The organism is Desulfosediminicola flagellatus, from assembly GCF_005116655.2.
In the GTDB taxonomy this organism is placed as follows: domain Bacteria; phylum Desulfobacterota; class Desulfobulbia; order Desulfobulbales; family Desulfocapsaceae; genus Desulfopila; species Desulfopila flagellata.
The window spans coordinates 6,425,444-6,447,102 of sequence record NZ_CP050698.1; the positions used below are offsets into that span (position 1 = coordinate 6,425,444).

17 protein-coding genes are annotated in these 21,659 nt (G+C 46.8%); all 17 read right to left on the bottom strand.

Going from position 1 to position 21,659, the window contains the following annotated elements; genetic code table 11:
• Window positions 1-154: 154 nt before the first annotated feature.
• Window positions 155-4,342 (bottom strand): DEAD/DEAH box helicase, encoded by a 4,188-nt coding sequence (locus tag FCL46_RS26585; RefSeq protein WP_167505947.1) that lies wholly within the window; start codon window positions 4,340-4,342, stop codon window positions 155-157.
• Window positions 4,343-4,565: 223 nt separating this feature from the next.
• The gene (locus FCL46_RS26590) at window positions 4,566-5,138 is read right to left on the bottom strand and encodes a helix-turn-helix domain-containing protein (RefSeq protein ID WP_136808635.1); all 573 of its coding nucleotides are present in this window, start codon (window positions 5,136-5,138) and stop codon (window positions 4,566-4,568) included.
• 13 nt (window positions 5,139-5,151) lie between these two features.
• The gene (locus tag FCL46_RS26595) at window positions 5,152-6,375 is read right to left on the bottom strand and encodes a (Fe-S)-binding protein (protein ID WP_136808634.1); all 1,224 of its coding nucleotides are present in this window, start codon (window positions 6,373-6,375) and stop codon (window positions 5,152-5,154) included.
• Window positions 6,375-7,748: an FAD-binding oxidoreductase gene (locus FCL46_RS26600; protein WP_136808633.1), complete on the bottom strand. Its 1,374-nt coding sequence runs from the start codon at window positions 7,746-7,748 to the stop codon at window positions 6,375-6,377. The genes FCL46_RS26595 and FCL46_RS26600 overlap by 1 nt, the downstream gene beginning before the upstream one ends.
• A 9-nt stretch (window positions 7,749-7,757) precedes the next feature.
• A complete protein-coding gene (locus tag FCL46_RS26605) occupies window positions 7,758-9,035 on the bottom strand; it encodes a TRAP transporter large permease (protein WP_136808632.1) in 1,278 nt (425 codons plus the stop codon).
• A complete protein-coding gene (locus tag FCL46_RS26610) occupies window positions 9,032-9,544 on the bottom strand; it encodes a TRAP transporter small permease (protein WP_228723290.1) in 513 nt (170 codons plus the stop codon). Before FCL46_RS26610 ends, FCL46_RS26605 begins: the two co-directional genes overlap by 4 nt.
• 98 nt (window positions 9,545-9,642) lie before the next feature.
• Window positions 9,643-10,680, bottom strand: a complete 1,038-nt coding sequence (locus FCL46_RS26615; RefSeq protein WP_217909530.1) for a TRAP transporter substrate-binding protein — start codon at window positions 10,678-10,680, stop codon at window positions 9,643-9,645.
• Between the two features lie 398 nt (window positions 10,681-11,078).
• Window positions 11,079-11,846 carry a hydrogenase nickel incorporation protein HypB gene (hypB, locus tag FCL46_RS26620; RefSeq protein WP_136808631.1) on the bottom strand — a complete coding sequence of 256 codons (768 nt, stop codon included), beginning with the start codon at window positions 11,844-11,846 and terminating at the stop codon, window positions 11,079-11,081.
• A gap of 190 nt (window positions 11,847-12,036) precedes the next feature.
• Window positions 12,037-12,384, bottom strand: coding sequence for a hydrogenase maturation nickel metallochaperone HypA/HybF (locus tag FCL46_RS26625; RefSeq protein ID WP_136808630.1), 348 nt, complete (start codon window positions 12,382-12,384; stop codon window positions 12,037-12,039).
• 5 nt (window positions 12,385-12,389) lie between these two features.
• On the bottom strand, window positions 12,390-12,950 hold the full coding sequence (locus FCL46_RS26630) for a HyaD/HybD family hydrogenase maturation endopeptidase (protein WP_136808629.1): 561 nt from the start codon (window positions 12,948-12,950) through the stop codon (window positions 12,390-12,392).
• A gap of 70 nt (window positions 12,951-13,020) precedes the next feature.
• Window positions 13,021-14,034 carry a hydrogenase expression/formation protein HypE gene (hypE, locus tag FCL46_RS26635; RefSeq protein WP_136808628.1) on the bottom strand — a complete coding sequence of 338 codons (1,014 nt, stop codon included), beginning with the start codon at window positions 14,032-14,034 and terminating at the stop codon, window positions 13,021-13,023.
• 117 nt (window positions 14,035-14,151) lie between these two features.
• Complete coding sequence (gene hypD, locus FCL46_RS26640) at window positions 14,152-15,240, bottom strand: hydrogenase formation protein HypD (RefSeq protein ID WP_136808627.1); 1,089 nt, start codon at window positions 15,238-15,240, stop codon at window positions 14,152-14,154.
• On the bottom strand, window positions 15,240-15,521 hold the full coding sequence (locus FCL46_RS26645; RefSeq protein WP_136808626.1) for a HypC/HybG/HupF family hydrogenase formation chaperone: 282 nt from the start codon (window positions 15,519-15,521) through the stop codon (window positions 15,240-15,242). Before FCL46_RS26645 ends, hypD begins: the two co-directional genes overlap by 1 nt.
• On the bottom strand, window positions 15,484-17,868 hold the full coding sequence (gene hypF, locus FCL46_RS26650) for a carbamoyltransferase HypF (RefSeq protein ID WP_136808625.1): 2,385 nt from the start codon (window positions 17,866-17,868) through the stop codon (window positions 15,484-15,486). The genes FCL46_RS26645 and hypF overlap by 38 nt, the downstream gene beginning before the upstream one ends.
• On the bottom strand, window positions 17,846-18,487 hold the full coding sequence (gene cybH, locus FCL46_RS26655) for a Ni/Fe-hydrogenase, b-type cytochrome subunit (protein WP_136808624.1): 642 nt from the start codon (window positions 18,485-18,487) through the stop codon (window positions 17,846-17,848). Before cybH ends, hypF begins: the two co-directional genes overlap by 23 nt.
• 60 nt (window positions 18,488-18,547) lie before the next feature.
• Window positions 18,548-20,248, bottom strand: a complete 1,701-nt coding sequence (locus FCL46_RS26660; protein ID WP_136808623.1) for a nickel-dependent hydrogenase large subunit — start codon at window positions 20,246-20,248, stop codon at window positions 18,548-18,550.
• 100 nt (window positions 20,249-20,348) lie between these two features.
• Window positions 20,349-21,422 (bottom strand): hydrogenase small subunit, encoded by a 1,074-nt coding sequence (locus tag FCL46_RS26665; RefSeq protein ID WP_136808622.1) that lies wholly within the window; start codon window positions 21,420-21,422, stop codon window positions 20,349-20,351.
• Between the last annotated feature and the right edge of the window lie 237 nt (window positions 21,423-21,659).

Genomic DNA, 21,659 nt, shown 5'->3' on the forward strand with positions numbered 1-21,659 from the left:
TCTGGTCTTTAGTTGGGGGACCTGCAGGTGAGTAAGCGTTTGTGATCAAAGATATATCAGTTCTGAGTGCTGCTTTTCTGGCAGGCTATTTGCTTGATTGATGATTTTGACAGGCAACCAAGATGTTCAAAATTTTGTGCCAGCAAAAAACATCTCATTCATTTCTCAGTAATTTGAGCAATTCTGAAGTCGAAATTTTTCCACTCATATCACTTCCCGCCAATAAGCCGTCAGCCAGATCGCGTTTTTCCTTATGTAGAGCAACGATTTTCTCCTCAATGGAGTCTTTGACTACCAGTCTATAGATAGTGACCGGTCGTTGCTGGCCAATTCGGTGAGCCCTGTCTGAAGCCTGATCTTCCACGGCCGGGTTCCACCATGGGTCCATATGAATAACATAATCTGCAGCTGTCAGGTTGAGCCCAGCTCCACCGGCTTTCAAGCTGATGAGAAAAATATCGCCTTTTCCTGCCTGAAAATCCTTCACCGCTTTTTTTCGCTTTTGAGGAGTTGTGGAACCGTCGAGGTATTGGTAGGAAATTCCAAGTGATTCGAGTCGCTCTCGAATAAGGGCGAGATGGCCGACAAATTGACTGAAAACCAGTGCCTTGTGGTTGTTTTCCAACAGTTCCTTAACAATAGTGGTGAACACCTTGAGCTTAGAGCTGGCAATACCCACATCGGGAACAACAAGCTCAGGATTGCAACAAAAACGTCGCAGTCTGGTAATTTCAGCAAGTACCTGGATGTGCTGCTGGCCAGCGCCGACGGTTTGTTCTTCGGCAAGTGCTTCCAGTGCCTGCAACCTCTGTGCTTCATACATTGCTGCTTCTTCAGCACTCATCTCGACCTGCATGGTAACCTCAGTTCGGGACGGCAGTTCCTGCAATACAGCGTGTTTAAGTCTGCGCAGAATGAACGGCTGGATCAATTTCCTTAGGTGATTAGTTGCAGTTCTATCCTGATGTTTTTCGATAGGATTTGCAAATTTGCGTTTAAAATTTGCAAAAGAACCGAGTAGGCCTGGATTGAGAAATCGGAAAAGATTCCACAGTTCACCGAGATGATTTTCAATTGGAGTGCCAGTAGTTATGAGTCTAAAACTGGCCTGCAATTTCATAGCTGATTGCGACCTCTTGGTCTGCATGTTTTTAATAGCTTGTGCTTCGTCCAGTACAACGGTTTGCCATTCTACACCAGCAAGCATTTCTCCTTCACTCTGAAGTAATCCGTAACTGCAGATAACCAGATCAAATTCACCAAGCCCGTCAAGAATCTCCTGTCGGTTACCGTTGCCAAAGTATTGTACATTCAGGGTGGGGGTAAAACGAGTAGCTTCATCCTGCCAGTTCATCATTACTGAAGTCGGTGCAACCACTAAGGTCGGACCTTCCGGTGCACGTAACAAAATGGCTGCCAGAGCCTGAATGGTCTTACCGAGCCCCATATCGTCAGCAAGACAGGCCCCAACCTGAAGAGCGGAGAGGCGGGCAAGCCATGAGAAACCTTCCAGCTGATAGTCACGTAAAGTTGCCTGTAGGGTAGATGGGAGTTGTGTGTCACCTAATGTCTGAAAGTGTTTGAGGTTTTTCTTCCAGTGTTTGTCTGTGGTGCAATCTCCAATCTCTTCGGTGAACTCTTCTAAGGCAGGTGCTGCCAGAGGGCTGAAACGAATGCCATCACCATGGCTTTCAGAATAGGCCCGCAGTTCCTCTATTCGCTTTTTGAATGCTTTGGTCAGTGCCAGAAATCTACCATCATCAAGTTGAACAAACCGGCTTGGTGAATTGGCGGTCAGGGCAAGCAACTTCTTCATATCAAGTGTAAGTTCTTCGTCTACCTGAAGGCTTCCTGTGGCACCAAACCAATTGTTATCTTTTTTTATGCCCATTGAAAAGTGAGAAAAGGAGACGGTAGGAGTTACGCGCATACTCTCGCCTTTCGGCCACTCAACAATTGCTTCATCTCCTAAATCACGCAGCTCACACAGTAGTTCCAGAGATGTTTCAGGATCATCAATAGTCCACTCATTTCCGTGGACCTCAACACGGTTCAGCGTGGGACATTTTTCCTGTACAAACTCAGCATTTTTCCGCTCCTGTTCTAAATCTCTTACGGTCTGAAGTTGAACACCGTCAACCTCTGCAAGCACAGTTTTACCACCACTTCCGGGTTGATAATATGAACCACCGGTGGAAAAAGGGCGGCATAACACTTCTACCTGCATTCCTTCATTTACAGGGAGGAGATGGACATAGGGGCGTGCGTCCGCTTCGACAGTTTTTGCATCAATAGATGCTCCGCCGATATCAGAGTGGACAGTCAGGATTTTAGAAACCTGGGAGAGTGCTTCCAGTACCTTATCTTTTGCCTGAAAGGGAACATCTACAGAATTGCCGATGATGTCCCATATTCTGGCATAATCCTGAGTGAGTGGGATATACCGTAAACGTGTTGGCGTTTCCTGAATCAAACGAAATGATTCACCTTCGTCCATTTCGGGAGAAAGTGAAATTTCATAACGGTTTCTCTTCTTTACTACATGGAGCTCCGGGCTTCCCTTGACCAGTTCGAGTCGTGTCGTCGGATGGTCTGCCCAAAATAGCAGCGGGTGGTCAACAAGGGCTGGTAAGGCCTGACTTTGTTGAATACTGTAGGTGCTGGAACTGCCATAATACCCCCATGATGATGAGTGGGATTTTTGAATGGCAGCCACAACATGTTTATCCTGTTCACTCAGATATGTCAGAGTGTTCACGTTACTGCAGAGAGTGGAGAGGGCAACTGCACGTCCCTTGCTCCATTTGCCGTTTTTGCCGAGCTTCTGCAAACGGGGGACAATTTCACATTCGTAGTAGTCATCATCAAACTCGATAAGCCAGACCATCCGTTCATTCCCCGTGGCCTTAGATTCATTCGCATTGCTGTTAAGATGACTCAATGCATCAAGCACTTTCTCCCAATTTTCCTGAGGCTGTATCGCTTTAAAGAAATCAGGCAGGGGGCAGAGTGTTTTAAGCTTTTCATATCTCTTGCGGTTAATGTCCGGCATATACCCATTTTCCAGCAGTATTGCCGTTGCTTCCTTGGCAAACCAGTAATAGCCGTTTTGTTCTGCTCTTTGTCGCATGACTTCAATGATCTCAAAATCATCCTGGTCAAACGCCTCTCCCTGCCAGGCAAGTGTGAAAACAGCAATCAGCACTGAGGGGAAATCGTAATAGTTATGAGTGCCAAAAGAGTGGCCTGTTTTTTCGGCCTGACTCTTTCTCCCCATGGCAAGAAGCAGAGTTTGTTCTACGTCGTCGCAGATGCAGTAGCTCATGAAATTTTCTTTCTGCTTTTTTACCCGCCGGACGTATTCAAGTGCCTCTTGTAAATTTTCATTTCCGCCGACCTTAAGCAACGCTACACAGTAAAAGATACCAGCCAGGTTGCTAAAGGAAACCTTGCGCTTTCCTGTTTCTTTTTTGAGCAATTCGAGTCCCTGCCGATACAACTGAAGGGATTCATCTGTGTTGCCTTGTAAAAGAGCGAGCCATCCGCGATAACTGAACATTTTTGAAGAGTGTTCCCAGGAATCCATCTCCTGGAGGGTTTTAGTCATCTCTCCTCTGCAAATAGAGTGGAGCGCAATAGCAGACTGAAAACCATCACCCTCAATATGATTTATCTCGTCATAGTTACGAACAAAGGCAAGGAGGTTGTTGGCTGGTTCGAGCAGCATGACGGCATCAATGAGCCTCGGAATGATAATCATTTCAATAAAAAACGGGGAGCGTGAGTGTAACAGATCTGTATCGAGAGGATTAAAAAAGATACGTTCGACCAGAGGTTCGCTTAAGGTTTTTCCCGGGAACTGATTTTGGACGGACCTGAGAATACGTATGATCGAATCGTCTTCCATCCGAGAATAGAAAGCTATTCTAATTTCACGAAGGCCTTGTTCATAGGTTCTGTACCAGACAGTGTTGTTCCACCGTTGCTCTAATGGTATGTTTTTCTGTACAACCTCTGCTAAGGTGGCGAAGCTGTCATCACGCACGGCTTCGCGACTGGCAAGTTCGACTATTTCCTCATTGCAGCAAAGTCCCTGCGCAGTCATCTCAATGAGCTTCTTTTTTTCAAGATCTTCCAGGTATGGCTCAATATTTTTGTGTGTGTATCTTTTGCCAAATTCATTTTTATATTCTGCCTTGTTGAGGCATGTGAGCAGGTTGGTCCGGGAAATATGTTGATATATGACTGACAGGCATTTCAGTACATCTTGCCTGGATATGGAGAGATGGGTATAGGTATCGGGGAATTTTTTCTGTGCTGAAGTCTGATTGGGGTGGGTCATGGGAGTCATAACGTATTAAGTGAATGGTGATTTCAGGCTGATATGATCGGTGTGTTCAAACATATCGGGTTATTCTGATGAAAGAAAGTGTGAAGTGGCTATTAAAGATTTAGCCTGAAATTCTTAACCGTTATTGGGGCATCAACGCTGATATTAGGCAGAAGGGTCGTTTTAGGATGGATACTCAGTAGATTGTAGATCTGACGGGTCTATTTGAGAGGTGTTATTGACGGTTACGTTTATAAAAGTAAATCATCACCATTAATTTAGCACGGGTATCACCAATACTTCGACCTGTGTGCGGAATGCGGGAATCAAAATAGGTATGATCGCCTTCTTCAAGAATAAAGAGCTTGCCGCCATAGTTGAATTCCATAGACCCTTCGAGGACGTATATAAACTCCTCACCTTCATGTTCAAAAAGTGAGGTGAACTCAAATGGAGCATAGATGATAAATGGCTCCATGTTCTTGCCTGGTTTATCAATTGCGAGAACCTCGTAATCGTAGCCGACATACTTACTACTTTCTCTGATGATGCGTCCGTCAGCCTTTTTTGCGATAACTATGGGCAACTCTTTTAAAGGCTCGACACGTTTTTTCAGAACATCGGTAATTTCAACTCCTAGAGCACCGGTAATCTTGCTGAGAGTTGAATACGGTGGAGCTTTCTCAGATCGTTCTACTTTGGAGAGATACCCTTTTGTAAGACCGGTGTTATCAGCAAGTTCCTGCAAGGTCATTTTTTTGAGTTTTCTGACCTTCTTGATGTTTTCAGCTATAATTTTTTCATCCATAGAGAGTTCCTGTCTATTTTTGCAGCAATGAAAGAAGATAAACGGCAGGATGCATCATCGTGAGTGTATCGTCGTCGTCCAGCTGACCTTCAAGATTGATTCTGCAGACAGGGCAATCAGTCAACCAGAGGGCTGCACCTGTTTCCCGCGCACTTTCTATTTTCGTAGATGCCATTTTTTTAGAAACATCAGGATACTCGTAAAAGAAGGTGCCACCGCCACCGCAACAGTCAGCGCCGTTTGCAGCTGGGGTGTATTCTATTGCCGGAATCGCGTCGAGCAATCTCTCGGCTGATACAAAAGAGTTTTTCAAATGACAGGGCAAGTGGTAGGTAACGTTTTTCTCGCAGGCCGGGTTGGTTTCTTCAAAATTGAGATGCTCCAAGTTTGCATAAACAAACGACATCAAATCCTGTGTTTTGGCAGCGATTCGATCTGCGGCTTCAGCGTCAAGACCAAATTTTCTCATCATGGCAGGAAACTCTTTTTTGAGCGCAGAGCCGCAGGTAGGGCAATCGACTAATATCGCATCGATTGATTCGCGGTCAAAACATGCCACGTTGTTTTGAATATTAGCCTGTGCTTCTTTCACTCCGCCATGATAGAGCATGGGGATTGAGCAACAACACTGTTTTTTCGGGGTGATTACCCGATACCCCATTTTACTGAGCAGGCTGATGGTTGCAAAGCCGGTCTGGTCAAAAATATAGTTGGTCGCACATCCGGTAAAATAGAGGACTGTACCTCGTTCTTCACCTTCTGGAGCTATTTCTTCAGGTATTGTGGAACGGAACGGTTTTTTATTGAGCTTGGGATAATTAGTAACAGCTATGTTGCCGAGTTTATATTTCTTTGCCAAAAAGTCAGGAAGGACTGCCTGGCCCATGCGAGCCATGCCCATGCTTAAGCGCAAACGCTGCTCTTTCGCGAGTAGGTAGACGAGACCGCGAATCTCAACCCTGTCTCCTTCAGCAGCAATAAGTTCGGAACGCATTTCCATGAACTTTGAATTATGGTCTACGCCGGACGGGCAGATCGCAGCACAGCTACCGCACATCACACATTTAGATATTAACTCTTTAAGTAATGGTGACGAAGGAAGCTTCTTATCCTCATAAGCACGAATAAGCTGAACCCTGGCTCTAGGAGAAGCCTGTTCTTCTTTCAGCACTTTAAATACCGGGCAAACTGTCAGACAGATGCCGCATTTTCCACAATTTCCTGTCGTATTCTGCATCACACAAATTTCCCGGGATTAAGTATATTATCTGGATCTACAGCATTTTTAATAAGAGACATAAAGTCGCGTGAGTTCTGATCCATGACAAGTGGCAGAAACTCAGCTTTTGCAAGGCCTATTCCATGCTCACCGGACAGGGTTCCATCAAGTGAGGCAGCGGCTACAAAAATCTCTCTAAATGCTTTTTCCACACGCATCCATTCAATTGTGTTAGTTCGATCTGCGCAGATTAGCGGGTGCATGTTGCCATCGCCGGCATGGGCAAGAACCCCGGCTTTGAGATTATATTTGCCGGTAATCTCATAAATTTTCCTGATCATATCGGGAACTTTACTTACCGGAACCGTAACATCTTCAGAAAGGATGTCCGGAGCGATCTTGGCAAAGACACCATAAGCGGCCCTTCTGGCGGCCCATAATCTGTCTCTGTCTTCTTGGTTTTGGGCTTCCTCTATTGAGACTGCGCCATGTTCCTGTACTTTTTCAATGATCTGCTCGCGTTCACGATCGCATGCTTCGCGACTGCCATCGACCTCAATCAGTAGTGACCCTTCAGCTTCTCTTGGTAAGCCAAGCTGGACAGAATCTTCAATGGCGTTGATGGTCATTTTGTCCATTAACTCCATTGAAACCGGTAGGATGCCAGATCCAATGACATCCGATACGGCCTGTGCCGTGTTATCCAGATTGTCAAAGGTAACAAGAAGGGTCTGGGTTGTTTCTGGTTGAGGTACTACCCGAAGGGTTATTTCTGTAACAAGACCAAGGGTTCCTTCCGAGCCGCAAAATAGTGAAGTGAAATTATACCCGGTGACATCCTTGATGTTTTTCGAGCCGAACCGCACGATCTTGCCTGAGGCAAGTACCACCTGCATTCCCAGAACGTAATCAACAGTTACCCCATATTTCAGGCAGCGAGGGCCACCCGCGTTCAGTGCTACATTTCCACCGATTGTCGAAAAATTCATTGAGCCGGGATCAGGCGGAAAGAAAAATCCTAAAGGTGCCAGGGCGCGTTGCAGATCACCGTTGATCAAACCCGGTTGCACAATTACATGCCTGTCCCGCGTGTTGATATCGATGATCTTATCCATTTTGGAAAAACAGAGCACTATGCCGTGTTCAGCTGCGATTGGGGCTCCGCATACACTTGTTCCAGCACCTCTTGCGGTAACAGGCACACCGGATTTAGAGGCAACCTGCATGATTTCAGAGACCTCTTCGGTAGTAAGCGGGAAAATAACCGCATCAGGCATCGATTCTTCAAGAAAAGAGTCGTACGAATAGCAGGTGAGTATTTCGATCTGGTCGATATATCGATCTTCACCAACAATTGTAACAAGGTCGTTTTTTACGGCAGAGTCCAGCATAGTTCCTCTCTAGCGGAGCAGCATTTCAGGTAATATTAATGAAATACCCGGAATATACGTTACGAACATCAAGCAGAGCAGCATGATTCCAAGAAACGGTAGTACGCCACGGGCAATTGTAGTGATTGGCCTTCCGGTCATTCCTGACGAAACAAAAAGGTTTAGCCCGAAGGGTGGGGTAAGCATTCCCATCTGAATATTGAGCACCATCACAACTCCAAAATGGACGAGATCAATACCATAGCGATTTAAGGTGTCCAGAAACAGCGGGGCAAGAATCAGCATTGCGCTGACGTCGTCCATAAAGCAACCGAGAATCAGAAACAGCAGATTGACACAGAGTAAAAACATCCAGGGACTATGGATATGCTCAATAATTATATCAGCAAGTTGCTGAGGGACCTGTTCTGCGGTCAATAACCAGAGAAAGGTCATGGCACAGGAAAGAATAAAGAGTAAACAGGCCGAAAGGATTGCAGCCTCCTGGCAAATGGAGGTTATTGAGCTAACCCCGAACTCACGATAGATACAAAGCTCAACAAAGAGCGCATAAACAACACTGACAGCAGCTGCTTCTGTAGGGGTAAAGAGACCGGAATAAATACCACCCAGGACAATAAGCGGCAGTAATAAGGCCCATATTCCGCGTTTTCCTGCAGTAAGAATCTCTTTGAGTGAAGCCTTTTTCTCAATCCGCCAGTTGGCGCGTTTAGCAATGACATAGGTGTAGGCCATGAGCGCGGCGCCGATAAAAAGACCGGGAAGCACACCTGCCATAAACATCTCGGCTACAGATACATTCATTACCAGACAATAGAGAATCATCGGAATGGATGGCGGTATTACAATACCAAGCGAGCCGGAAACGGTAATAAGGCCCAGAGAAAATTTCTCACCATATCCAGCTTTAATGAGTGCCGGTATCATAATAGAGCCGATGGCGACTACGGTGGCAGGAGAAGAACCTGAGATGGCAGCAAAAAAGATGCATGCCAGGATCCCGGCCATACCTAGGCCGCCAGGGAACCATCCCACCAGCGCATTGACAAACTCAATCAGGCGTCGGGCAATTCCGCCACGGGTCATGATGGAGCCGGCCAGTATAAAAAACGGAATTGCCAGTAACACAAATTTATCCAGCGCATTAAAGAGCTGCTGGGTGATTATATGAAGAGGTGTATCAGTAAAGAGTACTAGTGAGAGTGCAGTGGTAACACCGAGAATTACCGCTATAGGTACACCGGCAAAAAGCAGCAGGAAAAAGCAAAAACATATAATAGCAATCATTGTGCTTCTCCTTCACGAGCGCTGTCACTGTGCCGAATATCTCGTAGGAAGTCGAAGCTGTGTACAAAGAACCTGATTCCCATGGTCATGGAAAATATAGGGATTGGCAGATATGCTATATACATCGGTATTTCCATTGTGGGAGAGGTGGTCTCGTAGCCGTACATACGGGTCAGAATCTTCCACGAATACCAGGTGACCAGAAAGAAAAAAGATCCAGAAAGCGCGGATGTTGCCGACCTGAGGATCTGCTGCCAGGGGCTGGGTATCCTGGTGACAAAGAGATCCATGGTGAAATGGCTGCCACTTTTTACACCAATGGAAGCACCGAGAAAGGTTATGAAGACGCCCAGATATCTGCCTAATTCTTCATACCAGGTAAACGAATAATTAAAGAGATATCGAGTGAAAACCTGCACAAACCCGATTAATGCCAGCCCGAGGATGGTCCAGACCAGAACAGTTTTCTCCGCTCTGTCGAGCAATTGACCAGCGTGTTTTACACCCACTACAAATCTCCAGGGTATCGTTGTTGCAAAAGCGGCCCGGACAGCGTCCTACATGGCGCAACCGGGCCGAAATGAAAACTAACTATATAAAAAAAGTTCTATTTCGTATTTTCTTCGATTTTAGCGAGAACAAAGTCAAACAGGTCATTACCGATTTTCTTGCGATATTTATCCCAAACAGGAACCATTGCCTCGCGGAATGCAGCGCGTTCTTCATCGCTCAAAGTAACCAGCTCAATGTTATTGGCTTTTGCATAGTCTTCGATTGAAATGTTTGATTTAGGAAGGTTCTGGTGGAGCTGTGCATTCACTGTGCGGTTGGTCTCTATGGCAATTTTTGATGCTTCTTTAAAGATTTTTTTGTCAGCGTCGCTCAGTGACTCCCAGTAATCGACGCCTACAACAATCACACACTCAGTCAGACAATGCTGGGTGAGTGTCACGTACTTGGTTACTTCGGTGAACTTCATCAAGACTGTGGTCAGGATAGGGTTTTCCTGTGCATCAATCACACCTGCCTGCAGAGCGTTATAGGTCTCAGGAAAAGGAATTCCAACGGGTGATGCACCGAGCTGCTTAAATGTATCAAGGTAGATAGGCGAGTTCATTACCCTGACCTTTAATCCCTTAATATCTTCAGGCTTATGGATAGGGCGTTTATTATTGGTGAAATCGCGAATCTCGTTTTCGGTCCAGCCGATCGCGATAAACCCTTTCTTTGGAAAATATGAAAAGAATTTCTCCTGTAACTCTTCATCATCAAGCGTTGCATAAGCAGTTGCACGATTTGGGAAGATGAACGGCATATCAATTATTGCAGCCTGAGGAACAAAATTCTGCATTACCGCAGTCGTTACAGCGGCAATTTGCAGCGTACCGCTCTGGACCTGCTCTGCCATTGATCGTTCGCCGCCCAACTGACCTGCAGGAAATGTCGCAATATCAATTCGTCCATCGGTCTTTTCTTTGACATACGCAGCAAATGCATCTACACCTTTTGACTGTCCGTGAAATGGAGGCGCAACATGACCAAATTTAACACTCGCCTGGGCAGTAGCTGCCAACCCTGAAATCATTGCCAGGGCAGTTAATCCACAAGCAATTTGCGCAACCTTCTTTGCTAACACACTTTTCATTACCTATTCTCCCTGTTGACGAGATAATTTTTGATCTGCAACTGTAATACCCTTTTAGATTAGTCGTTATAAAGGATCGCTAGTACCACAATGCAGCCAGATACGTTCAAAACTCGATATTACTGAGAGTTTTCTTTTTGTCAACTTTTATTGAGTTTTGGCGTGGTGGCGTTAGCTGATAGTGAGATTGTTGTTAATTATGTTAAGGCAAATGTCTTTGTACATATGTTAAAAGCTCTATGAACATTTCTTTGTAGTGACGAGTTGCATTAGAGGAAACATTCGTTCTTTTAAGGGATGTGATGGGGCGGGAAGGTAAGACCTGTCAGTACAAACACAAAAGACTCTGGACGGATTGCCCAGAGTCATTTGGTAATGGTGCAGAGAATTGATCTGATTTAGGCTTTTTTTGCCTTCATCTCCTTGACCATTCCTCTCAAATAATCAAGCCATGCTTCAAATCCGTCACCGGTAGTGCTGGAGAGTTCCATCACTTTAAGGTTCGGATTAGACTTTAATGCTTCCTTACGTGCTTCCTCAACCGGGAAGTCAAAGTATGGCAGCAGGTCAGTTTTGGTAATAAGAAAAGTGTGAGATGTAGCAAATGTTCGCGGGTATTTTGCAGGCTTATCGGGCCCTTCAGGCACAGATACAAGAACAACACGCTCATGCTCACCAAGATCAAAGCTAGCAGGGCAGACGAGGTTACCGACATTTTCGATAAAGAGAATATCAACAGGTGCATATCCAGGCTCTTTCTCCAGCAGATGAAAACCCTTGTGGGTCATCGCAGCGTCAAGATGACAAGCACCGCCGGTAGTAAGCTGAACAACGGGTACACCTTTTGCGCGGATACGCTCAGCATCACGGTCAGTCTCAGGGTCACCTTCAATTACCCCAATAGATATCTCGCCTTTCAATGCTTCAATGGTGTGCTCCAAAAGCGTTGTCTTTCCAGACCCCGGGCTACTGATAAGGTTCAGCGCCACAGCACCAATCGCATCAAAATGATCCCTGTTGGCTTTAGCCATAGCATTATTTGCCGCAAAAAGGCTGGCATGAACATCTACTTTCTTTGCCTCATGCTCATGACTGTGTGAGTGGCCATGGTCATGATCGTGATCGTGTGTGTGTGACGGGCTCGGGCAACCGCATGTATCGCACATAGTCCTTCCCTCATATATTGTTTTAAAAAAGAGTATCTTATAATTCTATTTGTTAAGACTATATCGTATTACTTCCAGTTAAGCGTTTTGCAGAGCGCTAGATGTGTGCAAGCATGGGGTGCAGCTATACGTTTTTGTATGCTGCACCCTATGATCGTGCACAGATAGTGTTCTGCGGAGCGCTTAACAATTACTCCATTTCTACTTGCTTGAGGATCAGATCATCTCCCCCCTTCGGGGTGAGGAAAAACTCTCCACACTTTGCACATTCATCGGGTCGTGGTCCGGCTATGACTTCCTTATGCTGACATGTTGTACATGTATAGGTGACTTCAGGAATCTCAATAACCAGTTCAGCATCTTTAAAAAGCGGCTCCTGAGAGGAGAGAATTTCAAAGCCGAACTCAAATGAGTCCACAACAACACCGCATAACGGGCCGATTTCCATTGTTACTTTTACAACTTTAGTGGCCTTGTTTTCTGCAGCAAGATCTTTCAACTGTTCAAAAAGACCTGCTACCAGAGACATCTCATGCATAATTCTTAGCCCTGTACCGGTTCTTTTTTAGTTACTTCAATACCAAGTTCTTCGAGTCGTTTCAGTATCATTTCGGCGACTTCAACCAGTCTTGCTGCTACTACATCAGAGAGATGAATGCTCATCTCTTCTATCGCGGAAGTTTTGTTTGTGGCTTCGTTGAATGCTTCGATGGTTTCGGTCAACTCTTTGGGGATGATGGTGTAGAACTCGATCTCTTTCGGCGCTTCGCCACGAAGCTTACACACCTCGTAAATCTCGAGCAGTCCGAGTTGATGTGGAGACATTCTGGTCTGAAATGTTCCGGCCCTTACATCATCAAGAGTAAAGAAATGAAAAGAGCCGGGTTCACCTTCAATATCCACGACATCGATAACCAGCACAGGATCACATGCCTCAAGAAACGGAGCCATGTAGATTCCGGCGGTGCCAACATCCTGAATGTCTACGTTGTCAGGGAACTCGTAGTTGTTTTGAAGGTAGTGAATAACGTGAACACCAAACCCCTCATCACGAAGGAGCAGGTTGCCAATACCGGCAATCCCTATTTTTTTTGTCTCTGTCATTGTCTTTTTGATACCAAATATCTCTTATGGCTGGAATGCCACCATTGTGGATGATTGCTCAACCAATATCTCAACAGATTCGCGGAAGCGGTTCACCATGTAACGGTGTCACAACGCGTGAGCCGCCAACAGGTGTGTTGATAATTACACGTCCGGCCTTTCCGTCTGTGATTTTACCGATCATTACCGCTTCTTTTCCTTCTCGAGTAGAATGCATAATCTCAAGAGCCTTGTCTGCTTTGTCAGCACTGACTACGAGTAGTAATTTCCCTTCGTTAGCGAGATAAAGCGGTTCCAGCCCCAGCATTTCGCATGCTGCACGAACAGTCGGGCGAACAGGTAGATCTTCATCTTTCAACTCGATTGAATGTCCACACGCGCCGGCAATTTCGTTAAGAGAAGTGGCAACTCCACCACGGGTTGGATCGCGAAGCGTATGTACATCGTCGGGTATTTCTTCGAGGAGTTTGGCAACCAGTGTATGCAGAGCCATTGTGTCACTCTTGAGGTCGCCTTCCATGCTTATTCCGGCACGCCTGGTCATGATTGTAATGCCATGATCTCCAAGTGTTCCTGAGATGATGATAGCGTCCCCTACCTTGCCGTTTTTAGATGAAATATTGATATCTTCAGGAACAATACCTATACCGGAAGTGTTGATGAAAATCTTATCACCTTTACCCTTGGGAACAACTTTAGTATCTCCGGTAACAACAGGTACGCCGGCTTCTTTCGTTGCTTCGCTAATAGAGATGATGATGCGCTCAAGTTCATCCATGGGCATCCCCTCTTCGAGGATAAGACCGAGACTGAGACAAAGCGGTTTAGCACCACGCATGGCAAGGTCATTAATGGTTCCGTGAACCGCGAGCTTACCGATATCGCCACCAGGGAAGAAGAGTGGGTCGACAACGTAGGAATCTGTGGTGAACGCCAGTCTGCCCGGCTGGTTTTCAATGATTGCGCTATCTTCAAGACTGTGCAGGGTCGGGTTGTCGAGATATTTCAGGAACAGATTGCCGATAAGTTCCTGGCTGGCCAGTCCGCCGCTGCCATGATCGAGAAGAATGGTTTTTTCAGCCATGCAATTACTCTTATTTCGTTATATTTAAACAACAATGTCCGGAGAAAGTTGAACGGTTCTGGTTGAAAAAAATATTCAGAGCCGTCGCGTTTTCCGGACTGCGATGTGTGTGTGAAATTAGCTGTCCTGACCGTATTTATAGTAAGCGGCACACGTGCCCTCACTTGAAACCATACACGGGCCTATTGGGTTGGCTGGTGAGCATCGTTTCGCATAGAGTGGACAATCCATAGGAGTGTTGATTCCTTTAAGAATCTGACCGCACATACATCCTTTGGCTTCTTCAACTTCAGGAAGTTCTATTTCGAGACGAACCTGAGCGTCGAATTCTTTGTATTTATCCCTGATTTTCAAGCCACTCTGTGGAATAACACCAAGTCCACGCCATTCCATGTCGGCAGGCTCAAAGATCTCATAGACCATGCTCTGGGCACGCTGATTACCTTCCCAGCTTACAACGCGAGGGTAGACATTTTCAACCTTCACCTCACCACTCGAGACCTGATTGGCCAGACTGATAAGGCCTTTGATAAGATCTGCAGTTTCAAATCCGGCTACAACACAGGCGAGGCCATATTTTTGAGCAAGTGGCTCATAGGCACCGGCCCCGATTATTGAAGAGACATGACCGGGACAAAGCAGACCGTCTATTTTGAGTTCAGGGTCATCAAGGAGTGCGATGAGCGGCGGCGGCATGGTTTTCTGGGTGGAGAATACGACAAAATTCTTTACGCCTTGAACTTTTGCAGCCATTATTGTGGCAGCAATACCGGGAGTGGTTGTTTCAAAACCGACTCCGAGAAAGACCATGAGTTGATCAGGGTTCTTTTTTGCAATTTCAAGGGCGTCCATGGGCGAATAGACAATGTCGACTTTGGCACCTCGTGAGCTGGCGTTTGCCAGAGAACCATTTGTACCGGGAACCCTGAATAAATCGCCAAAAATTGCAACACGAACGCCGGGTTTGTCGGCCATGGAGATAAACGCGTCCATATGCGGCGCGGATGTCACACAAACAGGACAGCCCGGGCCTGAAACCAGCTCAAGGCCTTCTGGCAGGATGGAGCGAATACCGTTTCTGAATATAGCCATAGTGTGCGAACCACACACTTCCATTACTCTGAGCGGCTTAGTAACAGAACACTTAAGTTCTTCTAAGAGCGGTTTAACAAGCTCTAAATCTCTATATTCATCAAGATGCTTCATTATTCACTTCCTTGGGGCGGGGCGAGGAGTTCCTCCGGCATTGTCTCAGCCAGTTGTCGCAGGAGTTCGAGGTTTTTCTTGGCCTCTTCCTCAACGAGGGAATGAATGGCAAAACCAGCATGGATGATGACGTAATCACCAACATTTGGCCAATGGTCAACTATGTCCAGACGTACTTCTTTGCTGATACCGTCGGCATCGACAGTAGCTATCTGGTTGGTGGTGAAATCGTCCGGGTCACCTTCAACCTTGGTAACCCTCATGGGTATTGCGAGACACATGTTGCAGACCTCCTATAATTGTCTGACCTAGAGAAATCGAGCCATCATTTATTGGCATGGATTCCCCTGTAAAAATCTCGATATTATTTGCTGTTAGTGTGTGGGAGAAACCTTCCAGTAATAGGCTGTTCTGCATGCAACCACCAGCCAGGATTACTTTCCTGACATGGGTTTCTGCAGAAAGTCGGTGGATAAGTTCGTTGATACTGCTGATGAGCAAATAATGAAACTGTAGTGCAATATTGCCGATACTGTGACCGTCGGCAAGAGCATCCAAAATCAATTTAACAAATTTCGACGAACAAATCTCCCACTTTTCGCCCCTTTCGCACAATAGAGATGGTGTGGAGAGGCTGTTGAAATCGGGGATGTCGTTATACCACGTAGTGGTTGTTGCCTTTCTTGCGACCGCTTCCAGTTCAATGGCGGCCTGGCCTTCGTAAGAAATTTTTTGACGAATACCAAGAATGGAGGCGACTGCATCAAATAGTCGTCCGCAACTTGAGGTGAGTGGGGAGTTAAAGCCGTTACTCAACATCGAGTTGATAACAGCAATTTTCGCGGCGGGTATGATTGATAGTGAGTCTGGCAGGTCTTCTACAGGCCATGGCGAACCATTGTTGGCAGTGAAGAGTGCTGATAATCCCATGCGCCAGGGTTCTGATGCAGCAGCGTCCCCACCGGGAAGGTGGAGTTGTTCAAGGTGTGCAAGGCGTTTATATGAGGTTAAATCTGCTAGAAGTATTTCACCGCCCCAGATGGTTGAGTCGGGGCCATAGCCGGTTCCGTCAAGTATAACTGCCAGCACAGGTTCTGAAAGTCCATGTTCTGCCATCACCGCCACCGCATGGGCATGATGATGCTGTACCCGATAAAGTGGTATGCCTAGTTCTGCGGCATAATGACTGGACATATAATCCGGATGCAGGTCGCAGACAGCAATTTCAGGTTCTATCTGAAAGACTTTTTTAAGGTGATCGACTGACTCACTAAAAAAATCAAATGACTCAAGATTAAAGAGATCCCCGATATGCTGACTAGGAAAAACAGACTTTTCCCGAGCAAGACAAAATGTTGATTTTAAACCGGCGCCACAGCCGATAGTCTGGGGGAGTTCCCAGTCAACCATAACAGGAGAGGGGACAAAGCCGCGTGCGCGTCGTAAAATCTGGGTTGTATTGCCAACAATACGACAGACAGAATCGTCTATTCGTGTGACAATATCACGGTTATGGAGCAGAAAGAAGTCGGCGATATGGTTGAGACGAGTTAACGCATCATCATTTGCCGTGCAGATGGGTGCGCCGCTGGCGTTACCTGATGTCATCACGAGGGCATCAGGGCAATCTTTTTGCTGAAAAAGCAGATGGTGAAGTGGAGTATAGGGGAGCATGACTCCCAACTCGGAAATCCCGGGAGCCAGGTCTGCGGTGAGCGAGAAATCATGCTGGAACTCGTTCTTTTTCAGAAGGACTATCGGATGCATCATGGAGAGTAGAAGATTCTCTTCTTTTTCACTCACCTCACAATACTTTTTAATAGTCACAATATCCGGCATCATAACCGCAAGCGGTTTATCCGGTCGCCCTTTTCGTGTGCGGAGTAATTTAACTGCACAATCTGAATGGGCGTTAACAGTAAGATGAAATCCACCAAGACCGCGAATAGCTAAAATAGCATCAGTACAAAGAGCAGCGGCAGCCTCAGCAAGTGGTGATTTGCAAGAAATCGCTTCACCAGATTTCTCATGCCATGATAGTTGAGGGCCACAATCGCCACAGGCGTTTGGCTGGGCATGAAATCGTCTATCGGCCGGATCATTATACTGCGACTGACATACCGGACACATGGGGAACACTTTCATCGACGTTTTTGGTCTGTCGTACGGAATGGTCTCGACAATAGTGAATCTCGGGCCACAGTTTGTGCAGTTTATGAATGGGTAGTTGTGACGATGGTCGGCAGGGTCGAGCAGTTCGCGAAGGCAATCATCACACAGTGCGATATCCGGTGGAATGACTGTTTTTGCAGATGCTCCGGCCACTGATGCCAGAATGGTAAAAGAACCCTCTTCAACCGGTTCGGTCAGAGGTTTCTCTTCAATGGAAGTGATACGCGCAAGTGGAGGGGCGTCGTTCTTCAACCCCTCCAAAAACAACACGAGCCTGTCGTCTTGAGCTGTTGCCCTTATAAGGACACCGTCACTGGTATTTGATACCGTGCCGGATATCTCAAGACGAGAGGCCAGATTGTAAACAAAGGGTCGAAACCCAACACCCTGAACGGTGCCGCGGATGAGGATTTCGAGCCCTTGTTGGTCCTGCTTATTTGTGTAAGAATTTGTCACCGGTAAAGATGGAGGAAATAATTCCCTCCGGCTCCTTCACGTCATTCCAGATACACAGGTATACGTGAATGATAGCGAACATCATGAACCACCACATTAACAGATGGTGGATGTAACGGGCCCACTGCTGGCTACCGAAGATGCTGGTTCCAATATTGAACCAGGTTGTTGCTTCGGGAAACAGCATGAAGAAGCCACTGATGATCATAAATATAGCGACGACGAAAGTGAAAAGATAGGTCAGTCCGGCAAGAACATTGTGTCCAAGACGAGCATCGTGATCTTCACTGATATACGCGTAGCGGAGAATGGTAGAGAACAGGTTCTTGATGTTACGCGGGGTAACAGGAAGTATGTCCCATACTCGTTCCTGAGCGTTGCCGAAGATGTAAAGGAATGCACGAATAATTATTGCACTCGCAAATGCATAACCGGCGATAAAATGGATGAAGCGCATGATTGCCATTGGGAAACTTGCGCTACCCTCGATCATTGTGTTGGTCCACGGTCCGTTAATGTAAAAACCGGTGACACACAGAGTCACAATTGACAGGGCATACATCCAGTGAAACAGCCGGAACAGTACACTCCAGCAGTACTTCTTTTCAAATGTTGCCATTGTATTTACCTCCTACGGTTAGTTCCGGAAAAGAACGATTAAGTGTTTGTAAGACCTCAATTACAGAGCCTTCACTTTTACCGTTTCCTTGCCTTCCGGATCGAGCATGTGAACCGCACAGGCGATACATGGATCAAATGAGTGAATGGTACGCAGAACCTCAAGTGGTCTCTCAGCATCGGCAATAGGATTACCCATAAGAGAAGCCTCGTAAGGTCCGAGCTGACCTTCAGCATCACGTGGACCCGCATTCCAGGTTGAAGGAACAACAGCCTGGTAGTTCTTGATCTTGCCGTCCTGAATAACGATCCAGTGAGACAGGAGACCGCGTGGTGCCTCGTGAACACCAACGCCGCGCTGCTCGCCTTTCGGGAATACAGGTGGGTTGAAGATCTCGTAATCGCCTGAAGAAATGTTGTTGGCGAGAAGTTCCCAGTGCTCAAGGCAAAGGTCAGCCATCATGCCTGCGCGTACTGCACGGGCTGCGTGACGTCCAATAGTACTGTGAAGAATCTCAGGACCAACCTGAACACCAGCAACAGAGCTGATCTTGGCAAGACAGGCATCAACAGCTTTAATGGTTCTTTCATGACCCTGTGCATACCCGACGACCATCTGTGCAAGAGGACCAACCTGCATAGGCTTACCCTGGAAGCGAGGTGCTTTGAGCCAGGTATATTTGCCATCGTCTTCAAACTGGGTGAACTTCGGATCGGTTGAGCTGTCCCAAGGATGCTTGGACCAGTCGCCATCGTACCATGCTTTAGCAATCGACTCTTCAACGTTCTTGATGAAGTATTCGTCGGCAATGGTGTTGATTGGCTTAACAGTACTGAGGTCACCGTTCATAACGGTACCACCAGGCAGATCAGCTTTGGTTCCTGCAGCGTCGAGGAACATGTCAGGAGCTGCCATGTAGTTGGTAACGCCAGCGCCGTATGGCAGCCAGTCTTTGTAAAGTGCGCCTACTGCAACTACGTCGGTCATGTAGACCATGTCGATGAACTGCTTTACTTCTGTAACAAGCTGCTTGATGTAGTAAAGACGCTCTACAGTTACCGCGGTCTGGTTGTCAGGATTCAGGTTAGTGGTAACGCCACCAACTGAAAGGTTCTGAACGTGCGGATTCTTTCCGCCAAGGATAGCGAGTGCCTGAGTAGCTTTGCGCTGATAGTCAAGAGCTTCCAGGTAATGGGAAACTGCCATCAGGTTAGCCTCGGGCGGAAGCTTCATTGCAGAGTGGCCCCAGTATGCATTAGCAAATGGTCCAAGCTGGCCGGAAGCTACAAGGCCTTTGACTTTATCTTTTACAGCTGCGAAACGCTTAGGGCTGTTGCCGGGCCAGTCTGACAGGCTGTCTGCGAGCTTGGCTGTAGCGACAGGATCCGCATCAAGAGCAGAAACCACATCTACCCAGTCAAGTGCGGAAAGCGCGTAGAAATGAACGATATGATCGTGCAGACAGTGAATGGACTGAACCATGTTTCTGACGAGCTGTGCGTTCAGTGGAATTTCGAGTCCGAGTGCGTTCTCAACGGAGCGAACTGAAGCGAGGGCGTGAACAGTTGTACATACACCGCAGATACGCTGAACGAACAACCATGCATCACGTGGATCGCGACCTTTGAGAATGTTCTCAAGACCACGGTACATCTGGCCGGAAGACCAGGCCTTGGTGACCTGACCGCCGTCAACTTCTACATCTATTCGTAGGTGACCCTCAATCCTGGTAACCGGATCAATGGTAATTCTCTGAGCCATGTGCAAAACCTCCATTATATATTGGTCTACCTGGCTGGTTGGAAATCGAGTTTCCTAAAGCGCCCAGCAGGTATAAAATTCAATCAACTACTGTAGCGAATTATTCCTCGCTGCTGCCTTTACCTTTGATAAGGCCTTTGCCAATACCAACGGCGGCATGTACACCGACTGCTGCTGCGGTAACACCAAGAACTTTCTTGCCGATGTTGTCAGCGTCTTCGATGATGCCGGTGCCAGGGATTTTGACTTTTGGCAGTCTGTCGTAGAATGGGGTCATGCTGTCCCAGAAGCCAGGCTCTGTACAGCCGATACAGCCGTGGCCAACGCTTACAGGCCATACATCTACGTCATTAAAGCGTACTGCAGGGCAGTTGGAGAAGGTCTCAGGACCTTTGCAGCCAACTTTGTAGAGACAGTAACCGAGCTGGTGGAATTTATCACCGAACTGCTCAACAAAACGTCCCTCGTCGAAATGAGCACGTCTTTCGCAATGATCATGGATTCTGCGACCATAAGCAAAGAGTGGACGGCCAAGCTTATCAAGCTGTGGCAGACGATTGAATGTGAGATAATGGAGAATTGTTCCAAGGAAAGACACTGGATTTGGGGGACAGCCGGATATGTTAACAACCGGTTTGTCTACCAGATCCTGTACACCGACAGCGCCGGTTGGATTTGGAGCTGCAGCCTGAACACCGCCAAAGGTAGCACAGGTGCCGATCGCGATGATGGCAGAAGCCTTAGGAGCAACCTCAGCCAGGATCTCCATTGCTGTTTTGCCTGCGATCATGCAGTGGATTCCGTTATCTTTTGTAGGGATAGCACCCTCAACAACAAGAATGAACGGGTGATTCTTTACGGTATCATGCAGATTATGCTCAGCCTGATGTCCGGCTGCTGCCATAATCGTTTCATGGTAATCAAGTGAAATGATATCAAGAAGGAGTCGCGCAAGATCAGGATGAGAAGAGCGAAGAAGACTCTCAGTACATCCTGTGCATTCTTGAAAGTGAAGCCAAATAACTCGTGGGCGTTTGCCGGATGCGGCAGCTTCTACCATTTTGGGAACAACTGTCTCGGACAGTCCCAAAGCAGCAGCTGCCATAGTGATTCCCTTAAGGAAACCGCGCCTGTTCAGTTGCGGATCCAGAGTTTTGTTAACCGTGTCTGCCATATCAACCTCCTATTGCTGTGACAACAATTGTGCGCTTAGAGCGCGATTGTGCCGACACCTCGGTGTCGGACAAAAAATAAGACTTACAGCCTAACCCTGAGTTCCCTAGTGATAATCAGTGCGCCTGAATTCTCTGAAAATCTGGGAAAAAAGGGGTTTACGACAACCAAGCAATCACCGTTGTAATTAGATATAAACGGTGATAAATGCAAATGAAATGAGAGTGCTTTGCATAAA